The following is a 24,382-nucleotide window of genomic DNA, read 5'->3' as shown; positions in this document are numbered from 1 at the left end:
GCTACCCGGCCTGACTCTGCGTGCGGAAAGTTTTACGCCACTCCGCCGGGCTGACACCAAAGCGGGCCTTAAACTGCTGGCGCAGGGTCACGGCGGAAAGATACCCCACCTGCTCTGCCACCGCCTCAACGGGCAGATTGCTGCTCTCCAGCAGCAGCTGGCTACGCCGCAGGCGTTCGGCGGTGATCCACGAGACGACGCTCATTCCGGTGGCTTTCATAAAATGGCGGGTCAGCGTGCGGCGACTCATCGCCACGCTCTCTGCCAGCGCATCCAGGTTCAGCGGCTGGCTGATATTACGCTGGAGATAATCGATCAGGTTGTTAATCCGCGCATCACGGGTCGTTTCCGGCACCGGCTGGGCGATAAACTGCGCCTGCCCGCCCTCGCGGTGCGGCGGCACAATCATCCGCCGGGCAATCTGATTGGCGACCTCGCTGCCAAAGCGCTGACGGATGATATACAGGCAGCAGTCCAGCGCGGCGGCAGTGCCAGCAGAGGTGATAATGTTGTCGTCATCGACGTACAGGGCGTTGATATCCAGCTGCACCGCCGGGAACAGCGACTGGAACTGGCGCTCAAATTCCCAGTGGGTCGCCGCCCGTTTGCCGTTCAGAATGCCGGCGTATCCGAGAACAAACGATCCCAAGCACAGCCCGACGATTTCCGCCCCGTTGTCTCTGGCCTGCACCAGGCTGTCGAGCAACGTCTGCGGCGGGCGTTCAAGCACATGAGCCCAGTAAGGCACCACCACTATGTCGGCCTGCCTGATGGCGGAATAATCGTGCGTGGCATTGAGGGCGAAACCATCCCGGGAGGTTAATAACCCTGGGTTTTCGGCGCAGATCGTCACGTTAAAACGCTTTGTACCCGATACGCTATCGCCAAACAAAATGCAGGGCACGGAGTAGTGAAAAGGACTGAACCCGTCGACGGCGACAATCGCCACTGTTGTTAGCTTCACATTGTTCTCCTTTGCCCTGATGCTGTTCAGACTATAACGCTTTCCCCGTCCTGGGGAATGATCACCGCCTCACCCATCTGGTTGGCGTCCACATATTCCCGCAGTGCACTGCGCGTCAGCAGGCAGTGGTTGATCGCTTCCATATGGACGGCGACAAGTTTTGCCTGCGGCAGCAGGAAGTGCACATTCAGCACATCTTCCGCGCCCATAATGATAGGCCCGAAGCCGATCACATGCGCGTACCCGGCATTAAGCACCACCACATCCGGCTGCAGCTTTTGCAGTTCGTCGGCGACCTGCGGGCGCAAAATGGTGTCGCCTGCAATCAGCAGCGTTTTTTCTTCGGGATGGCGAAACACCACGCCGCACGCCTCACCGAGCATCTCCGCCAGCTCAGGCACCGCGTAAGCGCGGTCGGTGCCGTGCTGACCGCCGTGGGTTTTGCTCAACTGGATCGCGCCAAACGGGGTGTTGTCTGTCAAAACGGTCAAATTGCGGAAGCCCTGACTGCGCAGCAGCTGCGCGTCATCGTCGTGCTGGACAAAGATCGGCATCTCTTTGGCGATCCGCTCGATGGCGTGTTGATCCCAGTGATCGGCATGGGTATGGGTGACGATTACCGCATCGACATCCAGCAGGCTTTCCACCGCACAGGGCAGCTCCACCGTCGGGTTGCGGATCTCCGCCCGGGCAGTGCCGGGGAAACCAGGGTAAGCGTCTTTGGGTGCCAGCAGCGGGTCAATCAGAAAGCGTTTTCCGGCGTAGGTAATGAGCTGCGTCGCGTTGCGAATGTGGGTAATGTTCATGGGCTGTTCTCCGGTTAGTATGCGGAAAGCATAGCCGGAGGGCAGGCGACAGGATGTGGGCAAAAGGGCATTCAGCGATGGGATCGGGCCAATTTGTTCCTGGCCGCGACGAAAGATCTCGTCGCGGCACGATTAACGTTATTCCCAGCCCGGCACTGCCCCGCCGTTAAAGATCGTCTCTGCCGCCTTCGCCACTTCTGGTGACTGATACGACTGAATAAATTCCTTCACGTTTTCCGCATCTTTGTTGTCTTCCCGCGTCACGACAATATTCACGTACGGCGAGTTTTTATCTTCGATAAAGACACTGTCATGTACTGGAGACAACCCGGTTTGCTGGAGATAGGTAGTGCTGATAATCGCCACATCCACTTTCGGATCGTCCAGCACGCGCGGCAGCTGCGCCCCTTCCAGCTCCATAATGTTCAGCTTTTTCGGATTGGCGGTGATATCCAGCGCCGTTGGCAGCAAACCGACGTCCGGTTTCAGGGCGATCAGCTTTTCGTTTTGCAGCAGCAACAGCGCGCGGCCCAGGTTGGTCGGGTCGTTCGGGATGGCGATAGTTGCGCCGTCCTTCAGCTCCGCCACCGATTTGATCTTGCGGGAGTAGCCCGCCATCGGGAACACAAAGGTATTGCCGACGGCCACCAGCTTGTAGCCGTGGGCTTTATTGTCTTCTGCCAGGAACGGACGATGCTGGAAGACGTTGGCATCCAGTTCGCCGTGGCTTGTCGCATCGTTCGGCAGCAGCGAGCCGCTAAAGCCCACCAGCTCGACATCAAGGCCGAACTTCTCTTTCGCCACTTTTTTAGCGACTTCTGCCACGTCCTGCTCGGCGCCGTTAATCACGCCGACTTTGATATGTTTGGCATCGCTGCCGTTTTGATCGCAGCCCGCCAGCAGCAGGCCAGCGAGGAGAAGCGCACCCAATCGAAGTTTCACCCGTCATATCCTTTTGATAACTGTTTTATCGACTATATCGGCAACGCAGCGGCAGGCTAAAAAACGAAATGGCATCAATAAGAAGGATAAGTTATATGCGGGTATTGCCGGGTGGCGCTACGCTTACCCGGCCTACGTAATTACAGGGAAAACTACTGTAGGCCCGGTAAGCGTAGCGCCACCGGGCGTTGAGGTTCAGGCAGCGGTGGTCCAATCCTCGATAGTCAGTTCCTGCACCATCCCGAAGGCACGACGCCATAAAGCAGTTCAGCCTTCGTTACGCTTGATATACACATCTCTTCTGGTGCTATTCGGGAATAGTGATCGACCACGCCAGGATGTTGCCTCACGAGGTGACTTACTATGTTTGTGTCCAGCATAAGCAGCATTTCTATAATCCTTCAAAAGGATCTCTTGTCGTATAGCTCTGATTGCGCTCCTCCTTGCTCAGGAATGAATCAGGAACCTGCGTTTGCTTCAGCAAACGCAAAAAATTCTCCCTGTGCTTTTCTTTCTCTGACATTGTCCTCAAAACGACATTCCCCTCCTCATCCCGCCGGATCCAGACACTCTCCGTATCAAACGCGAACTCATCGGGCAGGATAACCGCCTGATTTCGCCCCTTTTTGAACAGTTTCGCTTTGCGTTCCATTGCAACCCCTGCTGGTTTATTGACCAGCCCAAAGCATGCGCCAGCAGCGTTAAGGAAGACAAGCCTGGCCGTTCAGATTCGGAAAGCGACTCGCAACAATTAGCGGAATCGCTAACCTTACGCCTCCCGCTTGCGCAGCGGCGTCTCGCGCAAAAACCACGACAGCACAAAGGCCAGCACCATAATCCCTGCGGCCATCAGGAATACCGCATGAATGGCGGAGCCAAAGGCGTCCAGATAGTCGAGACGCAGGGCGTCAGGCAGATGGTGAATCGCCACAGGGTTCAGCTCCCGCGGCAGTTCGGTGCCCTCGGGTATCCGCGCCATCAGGCCCGACTGCAGCACGTGGGTGAAGACCGCGCCAAACAGCGCCACGCCAATCGCCCCGCCAATGGAGCGGAACAGCGTTACGCCGGAGGTCGCTACCCCATACTGATCCGCAGACACGCTGTTCTGCACCGCCAGCACCAGGACCTGCATCACCAGACCCAGCCCGGCCCCCAGCACGCCGGTAAACAGGTAGAGCTCCCAGACCGGCGAATCAATGGTGATCCGGGTGAGCAACGTCATCCCGATCACGCCCAACAGGGTGCCGATGATTGGGAACAGGCGGTACTTCCCGGTGCGGCTGATAATACGGCCGCTGATAATCGAGGTCAGCAGCAGGCCGCCCATCAGCGGGATCAGCTGTAAACCGGCCTCGGTCGGAGTGGCCTCTTTAACAATCTGCAGATAGAGCGGCAGGAAGGTCACCGAGCCAAACAGCGACATACCGATAATAAAACCAATCAGGCTGCACAGCAGGAAGCTGCGATCCCGGAACAGCGACAGCGGAATAATCGGCTCCCACGCCAGACGCTCTTCGTAGATAAACCCGGCGATGCCCGTCAGGCCAAAGGCCAGAATGCACCACAGCTGCGGGTCGCTCCACTCGCGCACCGTGCCCCCTTCACTGGTAAACAGAATGATGCACAGCAACGCCATGCTGAGGTAAATCGCCCCCAGATAGTCGATCTCATGCTTATTGCGCTTCGCGCTGCCCTGGAAGACCGCGCCGATCACCAGCAGGGCAAACACCCCCAGCGGCAGGTTGATGTAAAAAATCCAGCGCCAGGAGGCGTGCTGCACCAGAAAACCGCCGACCAGCGGGCCGATCACCGTCGCGAGACCAAAGACCCCGCCGAACAGCCCCTGATAGCGGCCGCGATCCGCTGGCGGAATGACATCAGCCACCGCTGCCATGCTGATCACCATCAGCCCGCCGCCGCCAAGCCCCTGTAGGGCGCGCATCAGCACCAGCTGGGTCATGTTCTGCGCCAGCCCGCACAGGGCTGAGCCCACCAGAAACAGCACAATCGCGATTTGCAGTACGATTTTGCGGCCAAAGAGATCGCCAAACTTGCCGTACAGCGGCACCACGATAGTGGAACTCAGGATGTAGGCCGTCACCACCCAGGAGAGCTTATCCAGCCCGCCCAGCTCACCCACAATGGTCGGCAGCGCCGTGGAGACAATGGTCTGATCGAGGGCCGAAAGCAGCATCACCAGCAGGAGCGCGCTGAACAGCAGCCGTATGGAGGGCGCGTTTTTGGTTTGCGTTGTCGAATCGGACGCCATAAAACACCGCTTGAAATTAATTAATTGGGTAATTAATATTTAATGAAGTTATAAATCAGGTCAAGGGATCCTCCGCGCATGTCAGCACATAAAGATAATTCTGAGCCCACGCCACCGGCCCGCCGCCCGGGACGTCCGCGCGGGAGCAAACCCACCGCCACCAGTCGGGAACAGCTGCTGGATATCGCCCTGGATCTCTTTGCCCGTCAGGGGATTGCCCGCACCTCCCTCAACGCCATTGCCAAAGAGGCGGGCGTAACGCCGGCGATGCTGCATTACTACTTCAACTCCCGGGAGCAGCTGCTGGATGCAATGATCGAGGAGCGTTTTCTGCCGCTTCGCAGCGCCATCGCGACGCTTTTCAGCGCCCATCCGGACGATCCGGTCACTGCCCTGACGTTGATGGTGAAAAAGCTGGCGGATCTGGCCGTCGAGCATCGCTGGTTCGCGCCGCTGTGGATGCAGGAGGTGATAGGGGAAATGCCGGTGCTGCGGGCACATCTGCAGGCCCGGTTTGGCGATGAAAAATATCAGGCGATGCTGGAGACCATCGCCCGCTGGCAGCAGGAGGGAAAACTGAACCGCGATCTGGCACCCGAGCTGCTGTTCACCACCCTGTTAAGCCTGGTACTGGTGCCCTTTTCACGGATGCGTAATGACGAGAGGTTACACACCCTCTCGCCTGACAGCGTCGTACGCCATGCGCTGGCGGTGATCGGTAGCGGTATTGGCGCTTAAAGCGCCTTCGACAGGTAGTGGCGCTGGATCCCCGCATACGGGAAATCGTTCAGCGTCATCTCCAGCTGATAGCCCTGCTTCTCATAAAACGGACGCGCCTGGAAACTGAAGGTATCCACCAGCGCGTGGCGGCACCCCTGGCGTTTGGCTTCGCCTTCGGCGGCCTGCATCAGTTTGCGGCCAAGCCCGCTGCCGCGCTTTTCGTCGCTAACCCACAGGTATTTAATGTTCAGCCACTCACCCTGACGGTTGCCGATAAGCCCGCCGTGCATTTTGCCGCCCTCATCGCGGGCATACACGGCGATATCATTCCCCACGCGGGAAAAATCAATAAACTGGCTGTTATAGACCCGCAACTGCTGCTGTAACTCTTTCTGATCTTGTCCAGTAATGGTGTCGGTAATACTCAGTTGCATATCATTCTCCCGTTACGTTGCCCATCGACTATCCCACATTCTGCCGCCGATAAAAACATCAAAATCTGGCGTAACACGCGCTAAAAATTGTAAGTGCAATCAACGCTAAATTGCCTTTGCGAACAGCATCACCCTTTATTGCGTGGTTGTCGCCTGTCATCACAGATTTTTCTTTTGGTCTTGCCTGTCCGGCAAATTCTGCGGCTACGCTTATTCATACCTCAGCGCAACTATTGGCAAAATTAATACTTTCGGCTTGGGTCAAAAATTCGGATGTAACGATATATTTCATAAACGTGTGTGGTTTTCCCGGAGGTTTCCATGAAGTCAGCGCACCTGTTTTGCCTGGTAGTCTGCCTGCTTTTTGCCGCCTTCGTTCATGCTCAGGAACTGAACGACCCGGTAAAATTAGAACAGATGAAACAGTCGGTTTTGAAGGATGTGAAGAAAGCCTGTGCCCCGCAACGCAAGCAAAGTGATAAAGAGTGGCAGAAGATGATCATGGCCTCTGAGGCCAATCAGATGCTGGTCAAAAATGCGGTCGTGGCGATGGAGCGGAACAACCAGGAAGGTTACTGGGATGCCGTGAGCCAGGTGGACTGCATGGAGGATTACTGATTAGGCATTAAGGGGCTCTGCAGCCCCCTTAATTTTTTAGCGTCGCACATCCGGAATAATTAAATCCCCGCGCAGCACATACGAACCCAGCATCTGGGTCTTCTCGTTCAGCCAGGTGACGATACGTGCCGCCATGGCATCCATCGAGTATTCAATCGCTGGAATGGTCGGAATGCCCGGCAGATGCAGCGACCCCGCCAGACTAAAGACCATGATATCCCCCGGGACTGACCTGTTGAACGCCTGCAGCTGGGGGATTACCCGCTGTGCTTCCTGTTCGTCGGCCACCAGTAAGGCGTTGAAATTAACGGTGCTGGCGTTATTGAGCAGCTCCTGCAGGGCCACGGAGGATGACGTGGCGTCCATAAAGACCAGGTTGCGATTAAACGGCAGGAAGTTCTTTTCCAGCCCATGCTTGTAGCCCAGCAGCACCTGATCGGCAAAACCGCTGCCGTGCGGGTGGATCAGGGCAATCTGGCGTCGCCCCTGGCTGGCAAGGAAGTTACAGGCGGTTTCCGCGGCAAACGCATGGTCATACTGGATGCTGTTGACGTTGTTGGTTTCCATGCAATCCACCAGGATGACATTCTCCTGATCGATCTGCAGCGGAAAACGGGCGCCAATAATCAGAATGTCATCGCATAGCCCGCAGGAGAGTTCATCCAGCGCGCTCATGACTTCGGCTTTGGTGTTGGCGAAGCGAAGCAGCAGGTGCTTCTGGTGCTGGCTGAGGTGTTTTTCCAGCGCGTACAGGTAACCGGTGGTCTGGTTAATGTTGTCCTGGGCGCAAATGACGCCGATACAGCCGGTAGACTGGCTGAGCAGCGACTGGGCAATCACATTTGGCCGGTAGTTCAGCTCTTCCACTGCTTTCAGTACGGCCTGACGGCTGGCTTCCTTCACGCCGCGCGACCCGCTCAACACCCGTGATACCGTGGCTTTGGACACCCCGGCCAGACGTGATACATCGTTGATTGTAGACATCTTTATCCCCTGACAGGTCGCTCCAGGCCCCTGTAATTCCTGATTCCACTTCGGCTCATATTATAGCCACTCAGGAGTATATCTGTTTCCGTTTTCCATGGAAACCGATTTTCCGTTTCCACTCCATATGATGCAAAAGCAGCCAAAATTCGTGACCTGAATCTGATAATCAGGCCCCATAAGTAAGGGATCTTGATGGCTGTCACACTTCTGTCTTATATCAATGGAAACCGGTTTCCATATGTTATCCAATCATCTCCGCAATAACTATTTACATTTTGAGGATGGTTGTCGATGTTCAAGATAATGCTGTGCTGTTCTGCCGGGATGTCCACCAGCCTGCTGGTACGGAAAATGGTCGAAGCCGCGAACGAACGCGGTTTACCGGTCAAAATCGATGCGTACGGTGTTTCAGAATTTGATACACAGTTTCCGCAATACCAGGTCGTGCTTCTCGGACCCCAGGTCAAATACATGTTAAAAACGCTCTCAGACAAGGCTGCCACCCAGGGCATACCCGTACAGTCCATCGATACCATGGATTACGGAATGCAACGTGGCGATAAAGTGCTGGACTATGCTCTGTCGCTCATCGAAGCGGCACACTAAGAAGGTGTTCTCATGAGTTCGTTATATCAATCTATGGTTGCCGTCATTGAGCAGTCCATTGCGCCACTGGCAGGCAAACTGGGCCAGCAGAAGTATGTGATTGCTATCCGCGACGGCTTTACCGCCGCGCTGCCGTTTATGATCATCGGCTCGTTTATGCTGGTATTTATCTTCCCGCCGTTCTCTGCAGACACCACCAACAGCTTTGCCCGCGGCTGGCTCGATTTCTCCGAGACCTACCGCGAACAGCTGATGCTGCCGTTTAACCTCAGCATGGGAGTGATGACCTTCTTTATCTCCGTTGGGATTGGCGCCAGCCTTGGCCGTCAGTTTAATCTCGACCCGGTGATGTCCGGCCTGCTGGCCTTTATGGCGTTCCTGCTGGTAGCCGCCCCCTATGCCGACGGCAAAATCTCTACCCAGTATCTGTCGGGCCAGGGGATCTTCACCGCGCTGATCACCTCCATCTATGCCACCCGCGTTTACGCCTGGCTGAAGGATCATAAAGTCACCATCCGCCTGCCGAAAGAAGTGCCGACCGGCGTGGCGCGCTCGTTTGAAATCCTGATCCCGGTGGTGGTGATCATCGGTACGCTGCACCCGCTGAATCTGTTTATCGAAGCGCAAACCGGGATGATCATTCCGCAGGCGATTATGCACCTGCTGGAGCCGCTGGTTTCCGCCTCTGACTCCCTGCCAGCCATTCTGCTCTCCGTTTTGCTATGCCAAATCTTCTGGTTCGCCGGCATCCACGGCGCGCTGATTGTCACCGGCATCATGAACCCGTTCTGGATGGCTAACCTCTCTGCCAACCAGGCCGCGCTGGCTGCCGGCGCTGCGCTGCCGCACGTCTACCTGCAGGGCTTCTGGGATCACTACCTGCTGATTGGTGGCGTGGGCTCAACCCTGCCGCTGGCCTTCCTGCTGCTGCGCAGCCGCGTAACCCATCTGCGCACCATCGGTAAAATGGGCGTTGTGCCAAGTTTCTTTAATATCAACGAACCTATTCTGTTCGGGGCGCCGATCATCATGAACCCGATGCTGTTTATTCCGTTCGTGTTCGTGCCGATGATCAACGCCTGTCTGGCGTATACCGCCACCAAACTCGGCTGGCTGGCCCAGGTCGTCTCGCTGACGCCGTGGACGACTCCAGCGCCAATTGGTGCCTCCTGGGCGGCAAACTGGGCCCTCAGTCCGGTGGTGATGTGCGTCATTTGTATGGTCATGTCGGCGGTGATGTATTTACCGTTCCTGCGTGCTTATGAGCGTTCTTTAATGAAAACCGAAGAACAAAAAGCGCAGGCAACCGTAGGTGCAGCAGAGACCGTCGGGAATTAAGTCAAAGAGGACGTTTTATGAAATATGCATTTCCCGAAAACTTCTGGTGGGGTAGCGCCTGTTCTGCACTGCAAACCGAAGGGGAAAGCCAGGGCAGTGGCAAGGGATTAACCACCTGGGATCACTGGTTCGCGACCGAGCCGAATCGCTTTCACAATGGGGTAGGGCCGCAGAATACCTCCACGTTTTATCAGCACTGGAAAGCCGACATTCAGCTGTTAAAGCAGTTGAACCACAATAGCTTTCGCACCTCGATAAGCTGGGCGCGTCTCATCCCGGAAGGCACCGGTGAAGTGAACCAGGAAGCGGTTGCTTTCTACAATCAGGTGATCGACGAACTGATTGCCCAGGGCATCAAGCCGTTTATCACCCTGTTCCACTTCGACATGCCGATGGCGATGCAGGAGATTGGCGGGTGGGAAAACCGTGATGTGGTGGCGGCCTATGCCCGCTACGCAGAAACCTGCTTTGAGCTTTTTGGTGATCGGGTGATGCACTGGTTTACCTTTAACGAGCCGATTGTGCCGGTAGAGGGCGGGTATCTGTATGACTTCCACTACCCGAACGTGGTCGATTTCCGTCGTGCAGCCACCGTGGCCTATCACACCGTGCTGGCCCATGCGCAGGCGGTTCGCGCCTTCCGCGCTGGCCATTACCCTGGTGAGATTGGCATCGTACTGAACCTGACGCCGTCCTATCCGCGCTCGCAGAATCCGGCGGACGTGAAAGCCGCGCACCATTGCGACCTGCTGTTTAACCGCAGCTTCCTCGACCCGGTGCTGTGCGGTGAATACCCGGCGGATCTGGTGGCGATGCTGAAAGCACACGATCAGCTGCCTACCTGTCTGCCGGAAGACAGCGCTCTGATTGCCGACGGCAAAATCGACCTGCTGGGCGTGAACTACTATCAGCCGCGTCGGGTGAAGTGTCGTGATTCGGCCATCAACCCGCAGGCACCGTTTATGCCGGAGTGGTTCTTCGATAGCTACGAGATGCCGGGCCGTAAAATGAACCCGTATCGCGGCTGGGAAATCTACGAGCCAGGTATTTACGATATTCTCATTAACCAGCGCGATAATTACGGCAACCCACGCTGTTTTATTTCTGAAAATGGTATGGGCGTCGAAAACGAGCAGCGTTTTATTGAGAATGGTCAGATTAACGATCAATACCGTATCGAGTTTATTTCCGAACACCTTAAATGGCTGCATAAAGGTATTAGCGAAGGCTGTAATTGTCTTGGCTATCATATGTGGACATTTATTGATAACTGGTCATGGTGTAATGCATATAAAAACCGCTACGGTTTTATCCAGCTGGATTTAACCACGCAGCAGCGCACCATTAAAAAGAGCGGAGAGTGGTTTGCCGCCACCTCTATGAATAATAGTTTCGATATTTAGAGAAACCGATGATGATTGCCTTAGAAGAAGCCGTAATGGAAATCATCGTCAATGCTGGTCAGTCGCGCAGCCTGTGCTTTGAAGCACTGCATGCTGCGCGGCAGGGCAACTTTGACGAAGCGAAAAGCCTGCTGCGCGAAGCCGATGGCTACGCGCGCCAGGCGCACCATATGCAGACCAAACTTATCGAGCAGGATGCGGGCGAAGCCCGTCAGCCGATGACGTTAATTATGGTGCACGCCCAGGATCACTTAATGAACTCGCTGCTGGCCCGTGAATTATCCGAAGAAATTATTCACCTGTATCAGCGTTAATTAATTAAATATCAGTACTGGAGATATCGTTACGATAACAGTGTAAAGCCTCTGTATCCTAAAAAATAAAAATCAACCTTTTCTGATGATAGCGACATATTCTGTCAGTCCGGAACGGGGTGGTTATTGTCTGAATAAAATTTAAATATATTGAGATAACCATGAATATGATTAAAAAACTTCCATTAACAATGGCGGTTCTCGCCGCGCTTTGCCCGATTTCTGTCCTCGCGCAGGAATTTACGCAGGAGCAAATCGACGCCATTGTGGCCAAAGCGGTGGATAAAGCCCTGGCGGATCGCCAGGCAAAAATGGATGCCGCGGTGGCGAAAAAAGCCGACGTCATTAACGAACCCCAGAGCGCCGCCCAGTCCCCGGATATGGCGATCCCGTTCGGGATTAAATTTACCGGCTATGCCCGCTACGGCGCGCACTTCCAGGCCGCCGACCAGAAATACGTCGCGGTGGACGGCTCCTACAACGGCGCCTCGGCGATCGGCCGTCTGGGTAACGAAAGCAACGGCGGCGAATTCCAGCTCTCGAAAGCCTTTAAAGGCGAGAACGGGGCCATCTGGGACGTCAACGTGATGATCGACCACTGGGGCGACGAGGTTAACCTGAAAAAGGCCTACGCCGGGGTGACCAACATTCTGGAATCCAACCCGAACGCCTATCTCTGGGCAGGTCGTGACTTCCACCAGCGTCCGCAGCAGGGCATCAACGACTACTTCTGGATGAACCACGACGGCCAGGGTGCCGGGGTGAAAAACTTCGACATCGGCGGCGTGCAGTTTGACGTGGCCACCGTGGCGGCCGTGGAATCCTGTAGCCCGGAAGTGATGGATGACGAAGCCAACCCGTCACGCATCACCTGTACCGGCGGCTCCGGCACCGGCGACAAAGGCAACTACGCCGCCACCTCCAAAATTCACGGCATGAAGCTCGGCCCGATCGACCTGGAGCTGTACGCCAACTACGGCTTTGACTCGAAAGGCATCGACACCGATGAGCGGATGAACGCCTGGCAGGGCGGCGTGGTGCTGAGCCACACCAACGACAGCGGCGTCAACAAGGTGATCGCCCGCTACTCCGATAACTCGGACAACAGCGTGTTCAACAAAACCGAGGACCTGACCACGGTGTACGCCAGCTTCGAAGGGCTGCACAAGTTCACCCAAGCGACCCAGGTGGAGTACATTCTGGCCTTCCACGACTACGACAACAGCCGGGACAGCACCGACAACCGCAAGAACTACAACGCCATCGTGCGTCCAATGCACTGGTGGAACGACGTGCACTCCACCTGGCTGGAAGCGGGCTGGCAGCATGTGGATTACGACAACGGCGGGGATAACAAGGGCTGGAAGCTAACCCTGTCGCAGAACATCTCCATCGCGATGGGCCCGGAATTCCGTCCGATGCTGCGCTTCTACGCCACCGGCGGCAAGGTGGATAACGAGCGCACCGCGCGCGTGAACAACACCCGGGACGAAACGCTGGACGACTTCAACGTCGGCGCGATGTGGGAGGCGTGGTTCTAGGTAAAAGCAAAACGGCAACGCAACGTTGCCGTTTTTAGTGTGTGCGCCCTCGCCCCGTGGGAGAAGGTCGGGGTGAGGGCATCAGACCGCACCGCATCTTGCAGCGCCGCCGGGCAAGGCTCCCATGTTATGCTAGAAAAAAATCGACATAACAGGGGAGAACATGGGTTCCACACGTAAAGGGATGCTGAACGTCCTGATCGCCGCCATTTTATGGGGCAGCTCGGGGGTTTGCGCGCAGTACATCATGGAGAAAAGTCATATTTCCTCGCCTTATCTCACCATGGTGCGTCTGCTGTTTGCCGGGGTGATCCTGCTGACGCTCTCCTTCGTCCACGGCGACAAGATTTTCTCGGTCATCAAAAATCGCAAAGATGCCATCAGCCTGCTGATCTTCTCTCTGTTCGGGGCGCTGATCGTCCAGCTCACCTTCCTGGTGACGATTGAAAAATCCAACGCCGCCACCGCCACCGTGCTGCAGTTCCTCTCTCCGACCATTATCGTGGCGTGGTTCGCGCTGGCACGTAAAAAGCGGCCGGGCATTTTCGTGCTGGCGGCGATCATGACCTCGCTTGTCGGCACCTTTTTACTGGTCACCCACGGCGATCCGACCTCGCTCACAATCTCTCCAGCCGCGCTCTGCTGGGGCATCGCCTCCGCCTTCGCCGCCGCGTTTTATACCACCTACCCCTCCACGTTGATTGCCCGCTACGGCACTCTGCCGATTGTCGGCTGGAGCATGCTGCTGGCCGGGTTAATGCTGACCCCGTTCTTTGCCGGACGCGGCACTACCTTCGTGGTCGACGGCAGCCTGCTGCTGGCATTCTTCTACCTGGTAGTGATCGGCACGGCGGTGACCTTCAGCCTGTATCTGAAAGGCGCGCAGATGATTGGCGGGCCAAAGGCGAGCATTCTGAGCTGCGCCGAGCCGCTGAGCAGCGCCCTGCTGTCGGTGATGTTACTGGGGGTGGCGTTCACCCTGCCGGACTGGCTGGGCACGCTGTTGATTGTGTCGTCGGTAGTGCTGATTTCGATGGATTCGAGAAGAAGGGTGCAGACATCCGCGTAGCCTGATGTCCCCTCACCCTAACCCTCTCCCCATAGGGGAGAGGGGACGGCTCGGTGCAGGCTTTTCACCCTCGCCCCTTTGGGGAGAGGGCCGGGGTGAGGGGTAAATTGACTACTGCGCCTTCACCTTACCCGCCACCAGCAGCGCGGTAATCAGCATTAATGTGCCGGAAATCACCAGCGGTGACGTCAGTCCCAGATGGTCGAGCGCAATGCCGCCCACCGCCGCACCGCAGGTGTTCGCCAGCTGGATCACCGCCACCTGAATCGACCCGGCTTTTTCCGCCTGATCGGCCAGCGAGCGGGTGATCCACGTCGACCAGCCCACCGGGATCAGCGCAAAGGCAAAGCCCCAGATAATCGCAATCGCCGAGGCCACCCACTTGTCGCTGCCCCACAGGATCAGTACGGCAGCGCTGACTGCCAGCACCAGCGGCGCGCCTGCGAGAGCGAATTTCAGGGAGCGTTTCAGGAACTGCGCCGACAGCGAGGTGCCGACAAAGCTGGCGATACCGAAGCTCAGCAGTACCAGCGTCAGACCATCAACGTCAAACCCGGCCATGGTCATAAATACCGGGCGGATGTAGGTAAAGAAGGCAAACTGCCCGGCAAACGACATAAAGATGGCGATCATCCCCGCCATCACGCCGGGGCGTTTCAGCAGGCTGAACATGTTCTGTTTGTGGTGTGCAGCTTCGCCCGGCAGCGAAGGCAGCGCTTTCCAGACCCACAGAATACACAGCAGCCCCATCACGGCGGCACCGTTAAAGACGTTACGCCAGCCGATGATCCCCCCGAGGAAACTGCCCAGCGGCGCGGCGATCACCAGCGCGATGGAGACCGCGCCGAAGATGACGGAGAGCGCTTTCGGCACGGTACGCGCCGGCACCAGCCGCATGGTCAGCGAGGCCGACATCGCCCAGAATCCGCCCAGCCCCAGCCCGAGGCACGCGCGCCCCAACAGCAGCAACATAAAGTTATCGGCAAAGGAGACCAGCAGGCAGGAGAGCGTCAGCAGGACAGAAAAGAGGATCACCACCTTGCGGCGATCGGTGGTACCAATCGCCTGGGTGATAAACAGGCTGGCAAACATAGCAACAAAGGCGGTAACGGTGACCGACTGGCCCGCCAGCCCTTCAGAAATGCCCAGATCCTGCGCCATCGGCGTCAGCAGGCTGACCGGCAGAAACTCCACGGTAATCAGGCAGGCGACGCAAAACGCCACGGAAAAAACCGCCGACCAGTTTGGGCGGGAGACCGCTTTGGCATGGGGCGAAGGGGCGGATTGGATCTGTTCTGTCATGGCATCACCTGAGGAGAAAACGAGCGGGAAAGCCGTGCAGTTTAACAGTTAAAGTGTGATCTATTTAACGTTTAGACAACTTTTGGCACTTTTTGCCGGGCGGCGCTGCGCTTGCACCGGCCTACGGGTTTTGTAGCCCCGGTAAGCGAAGCGCTACCGGGGAATATCAATGCAGGAAAAAGACCCCCTCTTCCGGCAGGAAGAGCTGGTTATAGCGCAGCTGGAAAGCGTTAAACTCGTACGGATCGGGCTCCATATCGCGCATAAAGCCGAGCGCCATGCGGATCTGGGCATCGGTGATCGGCGCGGCAAGACGCGCCTTGCGCAGCAGGCGATACCAGCTTAGCAGGTTGTTTTCACTGCTGTCGACAATGCACACCTGCCAGATCAGCAGCACCTGGGCGGCATTCTGCAGGTGCGCTTCGTCCGGGCGCTCCAGGTAGCGGATAAACTCATTCCCGGCGCTTTTGCCAAACTGGTCGATCATCGATTCTACGGGAACCGGAGTGATGCCCAGACGCTCGCTGAGACGACGAATCGCGCGCCGGGGTCCCGACGTCATGACGCGAAAGCCCACCACAAATACCACCGCCAGCGTAGCCAGCATTATCCAGACCATGAACTCTCCTTACGGTTAGTCGAGCATGATATCGGGAAATGCAGCGCGTCGACAGCGGACAACGTCGTATTAATGCACTGAAAACAGATGGTAGAGAATAATGAAAACGGATATCCGCACGCTGGATCTGAATCTTTTGAAAACTCTGGATGCCCTGCTGGATGAGCGCAGCGTCAGCCGGGCGGCATCGCGTTTATCCCTGACCCCGTCAGCGCACCTGAAAAGGCGGGATATCAATGGTGTATTATGATGAACAACCGGACCGCCAGTAACGAATACTCACCTCAGGGAAAGAGAGAATATGCCCATAACAATCAGCGTCTTGCTGGAAAACCGACTTAACGCCAGCGCTCAAAATTCGCTACGTGCTAAAGCTGGGCTCAGTCTGTTGATACAGGATAAAAATGATTCAATTCTCTTTGATACCGGACCTGATGACAGTTTCCTGCATAACGCTGCCCTGATGGGGATCGACTTGCCCCCCCTGACCGCAGTCGTACTTTCACACGGTCACTATGACCATTGTGGCGGTGTTCCGTGGTTAGCCGAGAATTGCCGGATCGTATGTCACCCCCTGGTGGCCAAAAAACGCTACTCGGCAGTAAGGTTTTCAGGCTTTACCGCCAGAATAAAAAAATTGTCGCTGAATAATGATTATTCACGTTATCGCATGGAGTACAGCAGTACCCCACTTCATCTTGGGGAGCGTTTTATTTGGTCAGGAGAGATACCGGTAGCTCATCCGAGCGCGTACGGTGTTATCGGAGAGAAAAATGCGACAGTGGACTATGTAAAAGATGAAGGGGTGTTGATCTATAAATCTGATCGTGGCCTGGTCATTTTTATCGGCTGTGGACATCGGGGACTCATTGATATTGTGCATCACTGTCAGAGAATAACCGGCATAAATCATATTCACGCCCTGTTCGGTGGTTTTCACCTGCGTAGCGCGTCCCCTCGGAAGCTCTGGGCTATCAGACAGTTTTTGCACGACCTTAACCCCGATAAAATAATGGGCTGCCATTGTACCGGTAAATGGGGGAGCTTGTGGTTGCCGAATTCAGTTACCCCGGCAACAGGCGATGTTTATGTTCTGGGTTAGGATCTCAATAAATAAGGTTGTTATTACTGCAGTGCCACAAAGCAGCACCAACGAGCCGATTATTGTATAGCTGATGGCTATTCCACCGAATCCCCGCGCAGACGTGGCTGCGCGGGCTAATGCTGGAAACCAGTCAGCGAGCTTGAAGCCCTTTAAGCAGCGCTTCATGGAAACGCTGCGGGTCCTGCATCTGCGGCGCGTGGCCCATGTCGTTAAACTCCACCAGCGTGGCGTGCGGAATGCGTTTTGCCGTCTCCTGGCCCAGCACCGCGTAGTTGCCGAGCGTTTTACGCACCTCCGGCGGGGCGAGATCTTTCCCGATGGCGGTGTTGTCCTTCGTGCCGATCATCAATAATACCGGCATCTTCAGCTCGCTGAATTCATAGATCACCGGCTGGGTGTAGATCATGTCGTAGAGCAGCGCCGAGTTCCACGCCACACGCTCTTTGCCCGGCCCGTTATTCAGCCCGGCGAGCATAGTGACCCAGAGCTCGTACTCCGGCTTCCACTCCCCGGCATAGTAGGTGTTTTTCTCGTACTCGCGGATCCCGTCGGCGCTGACTTTCAGCTCACGCTGATACCACTGATCAACGGTGATATGCGGCACGCCGCGCGCTTTCCAGTCCTCCAGACCAATCGGGTTCACCATCACCAGCTGTTCCACCTGCTGCGGCCACATCAGCGCGTAGCGGGTTGCCAGCATGCCGCCGGTGGAGTGCCCGATAACCGTGACCCGATCGACGCCCAACGTTTTCAGCAACGCATGGGTATTGTCCGCCAGCTGCTGGAAGCTGTACTGATACTGTTCAGGCTTGGTGGATTTGCAAAAACCAATCTGATCCGGAGCCACCACGCGATAACCGCTGGCGGCGAGGGCCCGGATGGTGCCTTCCCAGGTTCCGGCACAGAAATTTTTACCGTGCATCAGCACCACGGTGCGGCCGTTGGCTTTTTCCGGCTTCACGTCCAGATAAGCCATATCCAGCGACTGATTTTGCGAGGTAAAGGTGAAATGTTTCACCGGCCAGGGGTAGTCAAAGCCTTCCAGCTTCTCGCCGTAGGTGGGGGTATCAGCAGCTATCGCGGGTGAGGCCAGCGCCACCAGCAGCGCAAGGCAGGACAATCGTCGGGTCAACATGCAAGCTCTCCGTTAGCAAAAGGGGCTAAGGCTGCGCGAAAGGCGGCAGCGAAATAACACTGTAGAGCATGGCGCGGAGCGGGTGTGTAAAGCGGGGTAAGGTAATCGGGGTACAAATGTAAAAAAGCCCGGCGTCACGCCGGGCAAAACGTCACCTGCACACTCAGGCTGCTTTCAATCGTTGCACACGTTTTTCGCGGCGAATTTTGCGCTCTTCCAGCACCGCGACCATCGCCATCAGGACGATACAGCCAATCGCTGCCGCATCCAGCGCCGCAAAGGTGCCTGCCCAGCCGGTCAAGCCGAAGATCGGCGTGCCGTCGGCAATCATCCCCAGCCCCAGCTTGGCGAAGCTGTCGCCGATCAGGTAGGCGAAGGTGCCCTTAATCCCATCGGCAGCGCCGATCGCTTTTTTCGGCACGAAGCCTACTGCGGCCACGCCGATCAGTAGCTGGGGACCAAACACCAGGAAGCCGAGGGCGAACAGGGATGCGAGATAGACGTACTGGTTGCTGGCGTGCTGGTAAACGCCCAGCGTGGCGATAATCAGCGCCAGCGCCACGCAGGCCACCAGTGCCCGCCGGCCATTGGCGAGATCGGAGAGCCAGCCCCACAGCAGAGTGCCGACCAGGGCGCCCACTTCAAACAGGGTGAAGCCCTGAATCGCCACCTCTTTGGAAAGTTTCAGCTCCTGGAAGGCATAGACGGTAGACCACTGGTCGATACCGATCCGCACCACGTACAGGAAGATGTTGGAGAAGCAGAGCAGCCAGATGACTTTGTTTTTCAGCACGTACTCAACGAAGATCTGCCATTTGGTCATCTCGTTCTCTTCGGTCTCTTTGTCCTCCTCGCTGATCTCCTCGTCAAACAGCTCTTCGGCTTTACCCAGACCGTAGGATTCCGGGGAGTCGCTGCCGTAGCGCAGGCCGATAAAGCCGACGATCAGGGCGATAATCGACGGGAAGATAAACATGCCGATCACATGGCCGTCGAACAGCACGTTGGCACCAAACAGCGCCACCCCTGCCGCACCCGCCCCACCGAGGTTGTGGGAGATATTCCACATCCCGAGATACGATCCACGCTTACGGCGCGGGGTCCATTTGGTGATGGTGGAGTAGCTGCACGACCCGCCGGTACTCTGGAAGAAACCGCTCAGGGCATAGAAGGCGATCATCATAAACAGGCTGACCGAGCCCGCACCCATGCTGGCGCTGAAGCCGAGCATACAGATGGCGGAGAGGATCAGCATAAACGGCAGGAACTGCTTGGTATTTTTGCCGTCGGCATAATAGGAAACCAGGGTTTTACCCACCCCGTAGGTGATGGAGAAACCGAGGCCAATCATCCCCAGCTGGGTCATGCTCAGCCCGTAGGTGGAGATCATGTCGTTCTGGGCGATGTTAAAGTTCTTGCGGATCAAATACATGGTCAGGTAGCCGATAAAGACCACCAGATAGGACTGCATGAAGGGTTTGAACCACATTTTGCGCCGCACATCGAGCGGCAGATCCAGGGTCGGCTTGCGCACCTGGTTGAGGAAGGTCAGCATGGTTTGCTCCTGAGCTGATTTTTTATACCTGCGAATGGCAGGCATTGTAAAAATCAGTCGCGAGCAACGCCTGAGACAGCGTCCAGGTGAAACCGGGAAAATATCTTAGTTTTGCCCCACTCGCGGCGAAAAGGTGAGGCGCATCACGCTTCGCTCACCTCACGCGGTGCCTGGGCGTTGAGGAACGGCAGCAGCAGCAGGGCCGAAATCCCCGCCGCGATGGCGATCACCGCAAAGAACCCGCTCCAGTGCCAGGTGTCGATCACCCGCGCCAGCGGCCAGCCGGAGAGCGATGCCCCGAGGTAGGCAAACAGCCCGACAAAGCCCGTCGCCGCGCCCGCTGCGTCCTTGTGCGAGCACTCTGCTGCCGCCATGCCGATCAGCATCTGCGGGCCAAAGACAAAAAAGCCGGTGGTAAAGAAGCAGGCCGCCTGCATCACGTAGCTGGCAAAGGGCATCAGCCACAGGGAGCCGACCGAGAGCAAAATCCCGGCGGCGAAGATCAGGTTCATCGGCCCGCGGTTGCCGTTGAACAGCTTATCCGACCCCCAGCCCGCCACCAGCGCGCCGATAAACCCGCCCAGTTCAAACATCGATACCGCCGAGTTGGCGGTCACCAGATCCACACCGAGCGTCTCGGACATATACAGGTTGCCCCAGTCGTTGATCGCCGCCCGCACCACGTAGACCAGCACGTAGCAGAGTGACAGCAGCCAGATCCAGGGATTTTGCAGCACGTATCTGGTGAGGATCTCTTTGCGGGTCAGCCCCGCACCCTCCTGCTGCTGGGCGATCTCCAGCGCGTCATGCCGCCAGTCGCCCACCGCAGGCAGCCCCACGGTTTGCGGCCGATCGCGCAGCCGCCAGCATAAAAACAGCCCGGCAACAATGGCCAGACTTCCGGCAATCATCATTCCCGCACGCCAGCCGTAGTGCAGCGCCGCCGCGCCCACCACGATGGGGATCAACGCCCCGCCGACGTTATGTGCCGTATTCCATATCGCCCACCAGCCGCCGCGCTCGTTGCGCGAATACCAGGCCGTGAGCAGGCGGGCGCAAACCGGCGCGCCCCAGCCCTGGAAAAAGGCGTTCAGCGCCCACAGCAGGGCAAAGGCCCACAGCGAGGTCGAAAAGCCGAACAGGATGTTCACTACCCCGGTGGCGATCAGCCCGATGCCCATAAAATAGCGGGCGTTGGAGCGGTCGCTGACGATGCCGGAGAAAAACTTCGACAGGCCGTAGGTGATGTAAAACAGCGTTGCCAGCAGGCCGATATCGGTGCGGGTCATTACTCCGCTGGCGAGGATCTCCGGCGCGGCGGCGTTAAAGCTTTTGCGGGTGAAATAGAACAGCGCGTAGCCGAGCCAGATGGTGATCAGGATATGGCGACGCCAGTAGCGATAGCGAGCGTCGATCTCGGCTTTGTCACCGATCGGGGCGGCGTTGGCGGGTGTTTTAAACATGATGTGTCCTTAGCGGCAAACTGACGCTGACGCGGGTGCCGTGGGTGCAGGAGATGGCCAGCGTACCGCCAAGGGCCGTGACGCGCTCGCGCATCCCCGCCAGGCCAAAGCCCTGCTGACCGGAGCCGGGCGGCAGGCCGCAGCCGTCGTCTTCAATCACCAGCATCAGGCGTTCATCCTGCTGCCAGCCCTGCAGCGTCACCGCGCTGGCGCTGGCGTGCTTCACGACATTATTCAGCCCCTCCTGACAGACGCGGAACAGGGTAACGCGCTGGCCTTCGCTCAGCGCCGTCTCGTCGATATGCCAGTCGAGATGGCTGACGATGCCGCGGCTCTCCAGCTCCATCTCGCGCATCAGGGAGCGTACCGCCTGCACCAGGGTCAGATCGTCCAGCTGGCGCGGACGCAGTCTGCCGAGCAGACGGCGCACCGAATCGTACACCCCCAGCGAGAGCTGTTCGATATGCGCCCCGCCCTGCTTCACGCCCGCGTTGTCGGGGGCCAGGCGCTGGACAATGCCCGCCTGGGTGCGGATAGCGGTGATGGTCTGGCCGATATCGTCGTGCAGCTCGCGGGCCACCTCGCGGCGGACATGTTCTTCGGTCTCCAGCAGCCGCTCGGCGAGACGGCGATTGCGCGCCAGCTCGGTTTGCAGGGACTGGTTTAGCTCGCGCAGGCGCTGGATGCCCGCCCCGAGCAGCAGCCCGGTCAGGCTCTGGGCCAGCAGAGAGAGGAGCAGATCCACCGGGTGATCGTGCCAGGTCTGGCTGGCGATCAGCGCAATAGCGTTCATCAGGGTCGCGATCAGCGCCCCCTGCCAGCCGTAGTGCCAGGCTAGGGCGATAATCGGCAGCGCCAGACAGAACGGGGTAAAGCGCGACAGCTCGGCGGGGAGGCCAAGCTGCAGCCACAGACTCACCACAAACAGCAGCAGATACCAGATGAGATGTCGGGCGCGCCAGTTCACCGGCTGGGAGACCAGCGCCGGGCCCAGCGGTTGCCAGACGGTGCTGGTGAGGTAGTGCCAGATCACCAGGCATGTGGGTGCCAGCGTCAGGCCGCCGGTCAAGGTGAGCAGCAGGGCATTAAGCATCTCCTTCTCGCCCACCCACGGCAGGGATTGCAGCAGCGCAGCGGCAATCAGCGCTGCCCCCTGGCGCAGCAGCGTGCGCCAGTCGCGCTGGTGACGATAGCGGGAGATCAGCGCCACGGAGATCAGCGTCAGCACGCTTCCGGTCATCAATAAGGGCAGATGGGCCAGCGCCACTTCCTGCGCCAGCCAGACCAGCATCAGCCATTCGGCCCCGAGCAGCACCGGCCAGTAGCCGCGCGGGCACTGCAGCATCAGCCCCAGCCGCAGGCCAAAGGGGAACAGCAGCACCGCCAGCTCCGGGCGCTCCACCAGGTGCAGGCTGATGCTCCACAGGCAGAACCACGCGGCGGAGAAGATAAAGAAGCTGGCGACCACCGCCACCAGCCGGGAGAAAAGCGTCTGCATTACCAGCCGTCAAACATACGACGCGCCAGCTCAACGTCGTTACTGACGCCGAGTTTTTCCATCAGGTTGGCGCGGTGAACGTGGACGGTTTTTGGCGACAGGCCAAGCTCAACGGCGATCTCTTTCACCGCCATCCCCTGGGCCAGCTTTTCCGCTACCTGGCGTTCACGTCGGGTGAGCGGATCCTGGCGTCCGGCCGCCAGCTTGATGGCGATATCCGGCGTCAGGTAGCAACCGCCGGTGGCGACGGTGCGCACAGCGGCAATCAGTTCGTCCGGGCTACAGCGTTTGGAGAGGAATCCGCGTGCGCCCGCGTTCAGCGCCTGCTCCACCAGCGCCGGGCTGTCGTGGACCGAAAGCATAATGGTCGCCATCCCCTTCGGCAGCTGGCTCAGCAGCTCCAGGCCGGAGAGATCCGGCATCGAGATATCGCAGATACAGACCTGCACCCCGCGCCCCGGCAGACCGGCCAGCGCTTCGCGACCGGAGCCGAACTCGGCCACCACCTGAAAATCGGGCTCCAGGCTCAGCAGCTGGGCAAATCCGGAGCGGACGATAAGGTGATCGTCGATAAGGGCGATGGTGGTCATGGTGAGATCCTGGCGGGATTAAAAAAACGCGCTTACCTTAGCGGCAAGCGCGTTGCTGTTCAAGCTATGAACGATTTACACCGTCAGAGGATGCCGGTGGTCACCGTAAAACTGCGCGTTTGCGCCGGAGCCAGAGAGATCAGGCTGCCGCTGCGCTCTGCCGCCAGGAACCCTTCCGGACGGCAGGTGGCCGGGAGCACGAAGGCGGCCACCTGCTGATCGCCGTTGTAGAGGATCCAACGGGTGGCATAGTTCAGCTCGGCACTGGCGAAACGGGTAATGAACGTGACGCCATCGGGCGCAATCATGCGGAATTCCGGGCTGTCGGTGTAGCGATCGAGCTGGTCGGCGAAAAAGACAATTTCCGGATCGTAAAATTGGGGTTCCGCGAGGGTGGTCAGCGTCGCTTCGCCCTGCTGCAGACGTCGGTTAAACGCCAGCCACTGTTCGGTCGGCTTCACGTGGGCCGGTATCGACTCGCGCAGCTGAATGGCCTTATCCGGTACGTTCTGGCTGAAGGTCGCGCCTTCCACGTAGGCATAGTTCATGTGGCACATGTACTGGAGCGGCATCGGCACCGCCGCCAGATTGGTCACCGACATGGCGATATCGAACAGGGCGCTCTCTTTATGCAGCATCACCGTCGGCTGGGCCTGATAATGATGACCGAATCCCATCACATATTCGTAGCGTCCGGCCACCCGCAGACTGTCGCCATCCAGCTCCAGCCAGGCGTCGTCCATCGACGCGCAGGGCATTTCGCCGTGCAGGGGATGGGTATCTTCCGGCGACGGGCAGCCGTTAGCCAGCAGCCCGGAGTGGAAGGCGAAGCAGCCATAGGTCTCGACCACCTCTTTTGCCGCTTTTGGCTGGCTGAACATATTGCGCATCGTCAGGTCACGACCATCGAACTCCGCATCCCAGATCATCTGCCCCAGCCAGGGCAGGATCACCAGGTGACCGCGGCTGTTTTGCACCCGCAGCCCCTCCACGCCGCTGGCGTAGCGAAACGCCGTCACCGTGAAGTCGTTATTTTCCAGTAAAGCACGCGGCTGTTCGGTAAAGAGCGCGCGCCACAGGGGAAGTTTCGTCATGGTGTTCCTC

General features: G+C 57.8%; 25 protein-coding genes and 1 pseudogene. 10 read left to right on the top strand and 16 right to left on the bottom strand.

Features of this window, described 5'->3' with window-relative positions:
• Position 1 precedes the first annotated feature (1 nt).
• The 6 genes from G7090_RS00290 to G7090_RS00265 all read right to left on the bottom strand — a co-directional run bounded on the left by G7090_RS00290 (position 2) and on the right by G7090_RS00265 (position 4,981).
• Positions 2–964 (bottom strand): GlxA family transcriptional regulator, encoded by a 963-nt coding sequence (locus tag G7090_RS00290; protein ID WP_166181057.1) that lies wholly within the window; start codon positions 962–964, stop codon positions 2–4.
• Between the two features lie 26 nt (positions 965–990).
• Positions 991–1,770, bottom strand: coding sequence for an MBL fold metallo-hydrolase (locus tag G7090_RS00285; protein ID WP_106995610.1), 780 nt, complete (start codon positions 1,768–1,770; stop codon positions 991–993).
• A 138-nt stretch (positions 1,771–1,908) separates the two neighbouring features.
• Positions 1,909–2,712, bottom strand: a complete 804-nt coding sequence (nlpA, locus tag G7090_RS00280; RefSeq protein ID WP_166181054.1) for a lipoprotein NlpA — start codon at positions 2,710–2,712, stop codon at positions 1,909–1,911.
• A gap of 224 nt (positions 2,713–2,936) precedes the next feature.
• Positions 2,937–3,092, bottom strand: coding sequence for a PIN domain-containing protein (locus G7090_RS00275; RefSeq protein WP_242685390.1), 156 nt, complete (start codon positions 3,090–3,092; stop codon positions 2,937–2,939).
• Between the two features lie 11 nt (positions 3,093–3,103).
• Positions 3,104–3,364 (bottom strand): antitoxin, encoded by a 261-nt coding sequence (locus tag G7090_RS00270; protein ID WP_106995605.1) that lies wholly within the window; start codon positions 3,362–3,364, stop codon positions 3,104–3,106.
• Between the two features lie 117 nt (positions 3,365–3,481).
• The gene (locus G7090_RS00265) at positions 3,482–4,981 is read right to left on the bottom strand and encodes an MDR family MFS transporter (RefSeq protein WP_106995604.1); all 1,500 of its coding nucleotides are present in this window, start codon (positions 4,979–4,981) and stop codon (positions 3,482–3,484) included.
• Positions 4,982–5,059: 78 nt separating this feature from the next.
• Between G7090_RS00265 and G7090_RS00260 the strand changes: the two genes are divergently transcribed.
• Positions 5,060–5,719, top strand: coding sequence for a TetR/AcrR family transcriptional regulator (locus tag G7090_RS00260; RefSeq protein WP_106995603.1), 660 nt, complete (start codon positions 5,060–5,062; stop codon positions 5,717–5,719).
• Here G7090_RS00260 and G7090_RS00255 read toward each other — a convergent pair.
• Positions 5,716–6,135: a GNAT family N-acetyltransferase gene (locus G7090_RS00255; RefSeq protein ID WP_166181052.1), complete on the bottom strand. Its 420-nt coding sequence runs from the start codon at positions 6,133–6,135 to the stop codon at positions 5,716–5,718. The genes G7090_RS00260 and G7090_RS00255 overlap by 4 nt on opposite strands.
• A 321-nt stretch (positions 6,136–6,456) precedes the next feature.
• Between G7090_RS00255 and G7090_RS00250 the strand changes: the two genes are divergently transcribed.
• Positions 6,457–6,753, top strand: coding sequence for a YicS family protein (locus tag G7090_RS00250; protein WP_106995601.1), 297 nt, complete (start codon positions 6,457–6,459; stop codon positions 6,751–6,753).
• Positions 6,754–6,789: 36 nt separating this feature from the next.
• Here G7090_RS00250 and G7090_RS00245 read toward each other — a convergent pair whose 3' ends face one another.
• On the bottom strand, positions 6,790–7,737 hold the full coding sequence (locus tag G7090_RS00245; RefSeq protein ID WP_166181050.1) for a LacI family DNA-binding transcriptional regulator: 948 nt from the start codon (positions 7,735–7,737) through the stop codon (positions 6,790–6,792).
• A 294-nt stretch (positions 7,738–8,031) separates the two neighbouring features.
• Between G7090_RS00245 and G7090_RS00240 the strand changes: the two genes are divergently transcribed.
• From G7090_RS00240 to G7090_RS00215, 6 genes are all read left to right on the top strand, one after another.
• On the top strand, positions 8,032–8,346 hold the full coding sequence (locus G7090_RS00240; protein WP_032615638.1) for a PTS sugar transporter subunit IIB: 315 nt from the start codon (positions 8,032–8,034) through the stop codon (positions 8,344–8,346).
• A gap of 12 nt (positions 8,347–8,358) precedes the next feature.
• Positions 8,359–9,684 carry a PTS sugar transporter subunit IIC gene (locus G7090_RS00235; RefSeq protein WP_106995599.1) on the top strand — a complete coding sequence of 442 codons (1,326 nt, stop codon included), beginning with the start codon at positions 8,359–8,361 and terminating at the stop codon, positions 9,682–9,684.
• A gap of 17 nt (positions 9,685–9,701) precedes the next feature.
• Positions 9,702–11,087, top strand: a complete 1,386-nt coding sequence (locus G7090_RS00230) for a glycoside hydrolase family 1 protein (protein WP_166181047.1) — start codon at positions 9,702–9,704, stop codon at positions 11,085–11,087.
• 11 nt (positions 11,088–11,098) lie between these two features.
• The gene (locus tag G7090_RS00225) at positions 11,099–11,401 is read left to right on the top strand and encodes a PTS lactose/cellobiose transporter subunit IIA (RefSeq protein ID WP_072250852.1); all 303 of its coding nucleotides are present in this window, start codon (positions 11,099–11,101) and stop codon (positions 11,399–11,401) included.
• A 161-nt stretch (positions 11,402–11,562) separates the two neighbouring features.
• The gene (locus G7090_RS00220; protein ID WP_166181044.1) at positions 11,563–12,942 is read left to right on the top strand and encodes a carbohydrate porin; all 1,380 of its coding nucleotides are present in this window, start codon (positions 11,563–11,565) and stop codon (positions 12,940–12,942) included.
• A 163-nt stretch (positions 12,943–13,105) separates the two neighbouring features.
• Complete coding sequence (locus tag G7090_RS00215) at positions 13,106–14,011, top strand: DMT family transporter (protein WP_106995596.1); 906 nt, start codon at positions 13,106–13,108, stop codon at positions 14,009–14,011.
• Between the two features lie 111 nt (positions 14,012–14,122).
• On the opposite strand, the gene nepI is transcribed toward G7090_RS00215, so the two are convergent.
• Both nepI and G7090_RS00205 read right to left on the bottom strand, forming a co-directional pair.
• Entirely contained in the window at positions 14,123–15,313 is a 1,191-nt protein-coding gene (nepI, locus tag G7090_RS00210; protein ID WP_106995595.1) for a purine ribonucleoside efflux pump NepI, read from the bottom strand.
• A gap of 166 nt (positions 15,314–15,479) precedes the next feature.
• Entirely contained in the window at positions 15,480–15,932 is a 453-nt protein-coding gene (locus G7090_RS00205) for a DUF1198 domain-containing protein (protein ID WP_106995594.1), read from the bottom strand.
• Between the two features lie 100 nt (positions 15,933–16,032).
• Here G7090_RS00205 and G7090_RS00200 point away from each other — a divergent pair.
• Positions 16,033–16,146 (top strand): annotated as a pseudogene (locus G7090_RS00200) (LysR family transcriptional regulator); the annotation flags it as partial.
• A gap of 87 nt (positions 16,147–16,233) precedes the next feature.
• Positions 16,234–17,034: an MBL fold metallo-hydrolase gene (locus G7090_RS00195; RefSeq protein WP_166181042.1), complete on the top strand. Its 801-nt coding sequence runs from the start codon at positions 16,234–16,236 to the stop codon at positions 17,032–17,034.
• A gap of 133 nt (positions 17,035–17,167) precedes the next feature.
• Here the strand turns inward: G7090_RS00195 and G7090_RS00190 are convergent, their stop codons facing one another.
• The 6 genes from G7090_RS00190 to G7090_RS00165 all read right to left on the bottom strand — a co-directional run bounded on the left by G7090_RS00190 (position 17,168) and on the right by G7090_RS00165 (position 24,372).
• Positions 17,168–18,172 carry an alpha/beta fold hydrolase gene (locus tag G7090_RS00190; RefSeq protein ID WP_166181040.1) on the bottom strand — a complete coding sequence of 335 codons (1,005 nt, stop codon included), beginning with the start codon at positions 18,170–18,172 and terminating at the stop codon, positions 17,168–17,170.
• Positions 18,173–18,335: 163 nt separating this feature from the next.
• A complete protein-coding gene (gene uhpT / locus G7090_RS00185; RefSeq protein WP_166181037.1) occupies positions 18,336–19,727 on the bottom strand; it encodes a hexose-6-phosphate:phosphate antiporter in 1,392 nt (463 codons plus the stop codon).
• Between the two features lie 143 nt (positions 19,728–19,870).
• Positions 19,871–21,190, bottom strand: coding sequence for an MFS transporter (locus G7090_RS00180; RefSeq protein WP_166181035.1), 1,320 nt, complete (start codon positions 21,188–21,190; stop codon positions 19,871–19,873).
• A complete protein-coding gene (gene uhpB / locus G7090_RS00175; RefSeq protein ID WP_106995590.1) occupies positions 21,183–22,688 on the bottom strand; it encodes a signal transduction histidine-protein kinase/phosphatase UhpB in 1,506 nt (501 codons plus the stop codon). The genes G7090_RS00180 and uhpB overlap by 8 nt, the downstream gene beginning before the upstream one ends.
• On the bottom strand, positions 22,688–23,278 hold the full coding sequence (gene uhpA, locus G7090_RS00170) for a transcriptional regulator UhpA (RefSeq protein WP_106995589.1): 591 nt from the start codon (positions 23,276–23,278) through the stop codon (positions 22,688–22,690). Before uhpA ends, uhpB begins: the two co-directional genes overlap by 1 nt.
• A gap of 83 nt (positions 23,279–23,361) precedes the next feature.
• Positions 23,362–24,372, bottom strand: coding sequence for an aldose 1-epimerase family protein (locus G7090_RS00165; protein ID WP_166181033.1), 1,011 nt, complete (start codon positions 24,370–24,372; stop codon positions 23,362–23,364).
• Positions 24,373–24,382: the final 10 nt, after the last annotated feature.

It is taken from the genome of Leclercia sp. 29361, from assembly GCF_011290365.1.
Classification (GTDB): Bacteria; Pseudomonadota; Gammaproteobacteria; order Enterobacterales; family Enterobacteriaceae; genus Enterobacter; species Enterobacter tamurae.
This window is presented reverse-complemented; position numbering and strand designations above follow the sequence as displayed.

Excerpts from the sequence above, each read along its gene's own strand:
- G7090_RS00215 (WP_106995596.1), top strand. The coding sequence starts at position 13,106 with ATGGGTTCCACACGTAAAGGGATGCTGAACGTCCTGATCGCCGCCATT.
- nepI (WP_106995595.1), bottom strand. The coding sequence starts at position 15,313 with ATGACAGAACAGATCCAATCCGCCCCTTCGCCCCATGCCAAAGCGGTC.
- G7090_RS00265 (WP_106995604.1), bottom strand. The coding sequence starts at position 4,981 with ATGGCGTCCGATTCGACAACGCAAACCAAAAACGCGCCCTCCATACGG.
- G7090_RS00260 (WP_106995603.1), top strand. The coding sequence starts at position 5,060 with ATGTCAGCACATAAAGATAATTCTGAGCCCACGCCACCGGCCCGCCGC.
- uhpB (WP_106995590.1), bottom strand. The coding sequence starts at position 22,688 with ATGCAGACGCTTTTCTCCCGGCTGGTGGCGGTGGTCGCCAGCTTCTTT.
- G7090_RS00275 (WP_242685390.1), bottom strand. The coding sequence starts at position 3,092 with ATGCTGGACACAAACATAGTAAGTCACCTCGTGAGGCAACATCCTGGC.
- G7090_RS00180 (WP_166181035.1), bottom strand. The coding sequence starts at position 21,190 with ATGTTTAAAACACCCGCCAACGCCGCCCCGATCGGTGACAAAGCCGAG.
- G7090_RS00230 (WP_166181047.1), top strand. The coding sequence starts at position 9,702 with ATGAAATATGCATTTCCCGAAAACTTCTGGTGGGGTAGCGCCTGTTCT.
- G7090_RS00235 (WP_106995599.1), top strand. The coding sequence starts at position 8,359 with ATGAGTTCGTTATATCAATCTATGGTTGCCGTCATTGAGCAGTCCATT.
- uhpT (WP_166181037.1), bottom strand. The coding sequence starts at position 19,727 with ATGCTGACCTTCCTCAACCAGGTGCGCAAGCCGACCCTGGATCTGCCG.
- G7090_RS00240 (WP_032615638.1), top strand. The coding sequence starts at position 8,032 with ATGTTCAAGATAATGCTGTGCTGTTCTGCCGGGATGTCCACCAGCCTG.
- G7090_RS00245 (WP_166181050.1), bottom strand. The coding sequence starts at position 7,737 with ATGTCTACAATCAACGATGTATCACGTCTGGCCGGGGTGTCCAAAGCC.
- G7090_RS00255 (WP_166181052.1), bottom strand. The coding sequence starts at position 6,135 with ATGCAACTGAGTATTACCGACACCATTACTGGACAAGATCAGAAAGAG.
- G7090_RS00205 (WP_106995594.1), bottom strand. The coding sequence starts at position 15,932 with ATGGTCTGGATAATGCTGGCTACGCTGGCGGTGGTATTTGTGGTGGGC.
- G7090_RS00270 (WP_106995605.1), bottom strand. The coding sequence starts at position 3,364 with ATGGAACGCAAAGCGAAACTGTTCAAAAAGGGGCGAAATCAGGCGGTT.
- uhpA (WP_106995589.1), bottom strand. The coding sequence starts at position 23,278 with ATGACCACCATCGCCCTTATCGACGATCACCTTATCGTCCGCTCCGGA.
- G7090_RS00195 (WP_166181042.1), top strand. The coding sequence starts at position 16,234 with ATGCCCATAACAATCAGCGTCTTGCTGGAAAACCGACTTAACGCCAGC.
- G7090_RS00190 (WP_166181040.1), bottom strand. The coding sequence starts at position 18,172 with ATGTTGACCCGACGATTGTCCTGCCTTGCGCTGCTGGTGGCGCTGGCC.
- G7090_RS00225 (WP_072250852.1), top strand. The coding sequence starts at position 11,099 with ATGATTGCCTTAGAAGAAGCCGTAATGGAAATCATCGTCAATGCTGGT.
- G7090_RS00285 (WP_106995610.1), bottom strand. The coding sequence starts at position 1,770 with ATGAACATTACCCACATTCGCAACGCGACGCAGCTCATTACCTACGCC.
- G7090_RS00250 (WP_106995601.1), top strand. The coding sequence starts at position 6,457 with ATGAAGTCAGCGCACCTGTTTTGCCTGGTAGTCTGCCTGCTTTTTGCC.
- G7090_RS00165 (WP_166181033.1), bottom strand. The coding sequence starts at position 24,372 with ATGACGAAACTTCCCCTGTGGCGCGCGCTCTTTACCGAACAGCCGCGT.
- G7090_RS00220 (WP_166181044.1), top strand. The coding sequence starts at position 11,563 with ATGAATATGATTAAAAAACTTCCATTAACAATGGCGGTTCTCGCCGCG.